Raw genomic sequence first — 4,434 nt, 5'->3', positions numbered from 1 at the left:
TGACGGTAGCTTACCAGAAAGGGACGGCTAACTACGTGCCAGCAGCCGCGGTAATACGTAGGTCCCGAGCGTTGTCCGGATTTATTGGGCGTAAAGCGAGCGCAGGCGGTTTGATAAGTCTGAAGTTAAAGGCTGTGGCTCAACCATAGTTCGCTTTGGAAACTGTCAAACTTGAGTGCAGAAGGGGAGAGTGGAATTCCATGTGTAGCGGTGAAATGCGTAGATATATGGAGGAACACCGGTGGCGAAAGCGGCTCTCTGGTCTGTAACTGACGCTGAGGCTCGAAAGCGTGGGGAGCGAACAGGATTAGATACCCTGGTAGTCCACGCCGTAAACGATGAGTGCTAGGTGTTGGATCCTTTCCGGGATTCAGTGCCGCAGCTAACGCATTAAGCACTCCGCCTGGGGAGTACGACCGCAAGGTTGAAACTCAAAGGAATTGACGGGGGCCCGCACAAGCGGTGGAGCATGTGGTTTAATTCGAAGCAACGCGAAGAACCTTACCAGGTCTTGACATCCCGATGCTATTTCTAGAGATAGAAAGTTACTTCGGTACATCGGTGACAGGTGGTGCATGGTTGTCGTCAGCTCGTGTCGTGAGATGTTGGGTTAAGTCCCGCAACGAGCGCAACCCCTATTGTTAGTTGCCATCATTCAGTTGGGCACTCTAGCGAGACTGCCGGTAATAAACCGGAGGAAGGTGGGGATGACGTCAAATCATCATGCCCCTTATGACCTGGGCTACACACGTGCTACAATGGTTGGTACAACGAGTTGCGAGTCGGTGACGGCGAGCTAATCTCTTAAAGCCAATCTCAGTTCGGATTGTAGGCTGCAACTCGCCTACATGAAGTCGGAATCGCTAGTAATCGCGGATCAGCACGCCGCGGTGAATACGTTCCCGGGCCTTGTACACACCGCCCGTCACACCACGAGAGTTTGTAACACCCGAAGTCGGTGAGGTAACCTTTTGGAGCCAGCCGCCTAAGGTGGGACAGATGATTGGGGTGAAGTCGTAACAAGGTAGCCGTATCGGAAGGTGCGGCTGGATCACCTCCTTTCTAAGGAAAAACGGAATGTACTTGAGTTTCTTATTTAGTTTTGAGAGGTCTTGTGGGGCCTTAGCTCAGCTGGGAGAGCGCCTGCTTTGCACGCAGGAGGTCAGCGGTTCGATCCCGCTAGGCTCCATTGAATCGAAAGATTCAAGTATTGTCCATTGAAAATTGAATATCTATATCAAATTCCATATGTAAGTAATTACATATAGATAGTAACAAGAAAATAAACCGAAACGCTGTGAATATTTAATGAGTTAGGTCGAAAGGCCAAAATAAGGTTAAGTTAATAAGGGCGCACGGTGGATGCCTTGGCACTAGAAGCCGATGAAGGACGTGACTAACGACGAAATGCTTTGGGGAGCTGTAAGTGAGCAATGATCCAGAGATGTCCGAATGGGGGAACCCGGCAGGTAATGCCTGTCACTCATTACTGTTAAGGTAATGTAGAGGAAGACGCAGTGAACTGAAACATCTAAGTAGCTGTAGGAAGAGAAAGCAAAAGCGATTGCCTTAGTAGCGGCGAGCGAAACGGCAAGAGGGCAAACCGAAGAGTTTACTCTTCGGGGTTGTAGGACTGCAACGTGGACTTAAAGATTATAGAAGAACTACCTGGGAAGGTAGGCCAAAGAGAGTAATAGCCTCGTATTCGAAATAGTCTTTATACCTAGCAGTATCCTGAGTACGGCGAGACACGAGAAATCTCGTCGGAATCTGGGAGGACCATCTCCCAACCCTAAATACTCTCTAGTGACCGATAGTGAACCAGTACCGTGAGGGAAAGGTGAAAAGCACCCCGGGAGGGGAGTGAAATAGAACCTGAAACCGTGTGCCTACAACAAGTTCGAGCCCGTTAATGGGTGAGAGCGTGCCTTTTGTAGAATGAACCGGCGAGTTACGATATGATGCGAGGTTAAGTTGAAGAGACGGAGCCGTAGGGAAACCGAGTCTTAATAGGGCGCATTAGTATCATGTCGTAGACCCGAAACCATGTGACCTACCCATGAGCAGGTTGAAGGTGAGGTAAAACTCACTGGAGGACCGAACCAGGGCACGTTGAAAAGTGCTTGGATGACTTGTGGGTAGCGGAGAAATTCCAAACGAACTTGGAGATAGCTGGTTCTCTCCGAAATAGCTTTAGGGCTAGCGTCGATGTTAAGTCTCTTGGAGGTAGAGCACTGTTTGGGTGAGGGGTCCATCCCGGATTACCAATCTCAGATAAACTCCGAATGCCAATGAGATATAATCGGCAGTCAGACTGCGAGTGCTAAGATCCGTAGTCGAAAGGGAAACAGCCCAGACCACCAGCTAAGGTCCCAAAATATATGTTAAGTGGAAAAGGATGTGGGGTTGCACAGACAACTAGGATGTTAGCTTAGAAGCAGCTATTCATTCAAAGAGTGCGTAATAGCTCACTAGTCGAGTGACCCTGCGCCGAAAATGTACCGGGGCTAAAACATATTACCGAAGCTGTGGATACCTTTATAGGTATGGTAGGAGAGCGTTCTATGTGCGAAGAAGGTGTACCGTGAGGAGTGCTGGAGCGCATAGAAGTGAGAATGCCGGTATGAGTAGCGAAAGACAGGTGAGAATCCTGTCCACCGTAAGACTAAGGTTTCCAGGGGAAGGCTCGTCCGCCCTGGGTTAGTCGGGACCTAAGGAGAGACCGAAAGGTGTATCCGATGGACAACAGGTTGATATTCCTGTACTAGAGTATATAGTGATGGAGGGACGCAGTAGGCTAACTAAACCAGACGATTGGAAGTGTCTGGCCAAGCAGTGAGGTGTGATATGAGTCAAATGCTTATATCTTTAACATTGAGCTGTGATGGGGAGCGAAGTTTAGTAGCGAAGTTAGTGATGTCACACTGCCGAGAAAAGCTTCTAGCGTTAATTATACTCTACCCGTACCGCAAACCGACACAGGTAGTCGAGGCGAGTAGCCTCAGGTGAGCGAGAGAACTCTCGTTAAGGAACTCGGCAAAATGGCCCCGTAACTTCGGGAGAAGGGGCGCTGACTGATGGTCAGCCGCAGTGAATAGGCCCAAGCAACTGTTTATCAAAAACACAGCTCTCTGCTAAATCGTAAGATGATGTATAGGGGGTGACGCCTGCCCGGTGCTGGAAGGTTAAGAGGAGTGCTTAGCGTAAGCGAAGGCATGAATTGAAGCCCCAGTAAACGGCGGCCGTAACTATAACGGTCCTAAGGTAGCGAAATTCCTTGTCGGGTAAGTTCCGACCCGCACGAAAGGCGTAATGATTTGGGCACTGTCTCAACGAGAGACTCGGTGAAATTTTAGTACCTGTGAAGATGCAGGTTACCCGCGACAGGACGGAAAGACCCCATGGAGCTTTACTGCAGTTTGATATTGAGTATCTGTACCACATGTACAGGATAGGTAGGAGCCTATGACCTCGGGACGCCAGTTTCGAGTGAGGCGTTGTTGGGATACTACCCTTGTGTTATGGCTACTCTAACCCAGATAGGTTATCCCTATCGGAGACAGTGTCTGACGGGCAGTTTGACTGGGGCGGTCGCCTCCTAAAAGGTAACGGAGGCGCCCAAAGGTTCCCTCAGAATGGTTGGAAATCATTCGCAGAGTGTAAAGGTATAAGGGAGCTTGACTGCGAGAGCTACAACTCGAGCAGGGACGAAAGTCGGGCTTAGTGATCCGGTGGTTCCGTATGGAAGGGCCATCGCTCAACGGATAAAAGCTACCCTGGGGATAACAGGCTTATCTCCCCCAAGAGTTCACATCGACGGGGAGGTTTGGCACCTCGATGTCGGCTCGTCGCATCCTGGGGCTGTAGTCGGTCCCAAGGGTTGGGCTGTTCGCCCATTAAAGCGGCACGCGAGCTGGGTTCAGAACGTCGTGAGACAGTTCGGTCCCTATCCGTCGCGGGCGTAGGAAATTTGAGAGGATCTGCTCCTAGTACGAGAGGACCAGAGTGGACTTACCGCTGGTGTACCAGTTGTTCTGCCAAGAGCATCGCTGGGTAGCTATGTAGGGAAGGGATAAACGCTGAAAGCATCTAAGTGTGAAGCCCACCTCAAGATGAGATTTCCCATGATTTTATATCAGTAAGAGCCCTGAGAGATGATCAGGTTGATAGGTTAGAAGTGGAAGTGTGGTGACACATGTAGCGGACTAATACTAATAGCTCGAGGACTTATCCAACGAATGTAACTGAGATATATTGACAACGATTTGGTTTCTTGATACAGTATAGATATTCAATTTTGAGTTGAGAATACTCAGAGTTAAGTGACGATAGCCTAGGAGATACACCTGTTCCCATGCCGAACACAGAAGTTAAGCCCTAGTACGCCTGATGTAGTTGGGGGTTGCCCCCTGTTAGATACGGTAGTCGCTTAGC

The 4,434-nt window shown here is 49.7% G+C and carries 1 tRNA gene and 3 rRNA genes; all 4 read left to right on the top strand.

The annotated features are described in order from the left end of the window. A 16S ribosomal RNA gene (locus tag MHH90_RS10175) occupies nt 1-1,062 on the top strand; the annotation flags it as partial. Nucleotides 1,063-1,116: 54 nt separating this feature from the next. Next, nucleotides 1,117-1,189: transfer RNA gene (locus tag MHH90_RS10170), tRNA-Ala, on the top strand. Nucleotides 1,190-1,335: 146 nt separating this feature from the next. Continuing rightward, a 23S ribosomal RNA gene (locus MHH90_RS10165) occupies nt 1,336-4,235 on the top strand. Between the two features lie 83 nt (nt 4,236-4,318). Continuing rightward, nucleotides 4,319-4,434 (top strand): 5S ribosomal RNA (gene rrf / locus MHH90_RS10160).

Origin of the sequence: Streptococcus sp. FSL E2-3488 (assembly GCF_038003585.1) — a bacterium.
In the GTDB taxonomy this organism is placed as follows: Bacteria; Bacillota; Bacilli; order Lactobacillales; family Streptococcaceae; genus Streptococcus; species Streptococcus thermophilus.
This window is presented reverse-complemented; position numbering and strand designations above follow the sequence as displayed.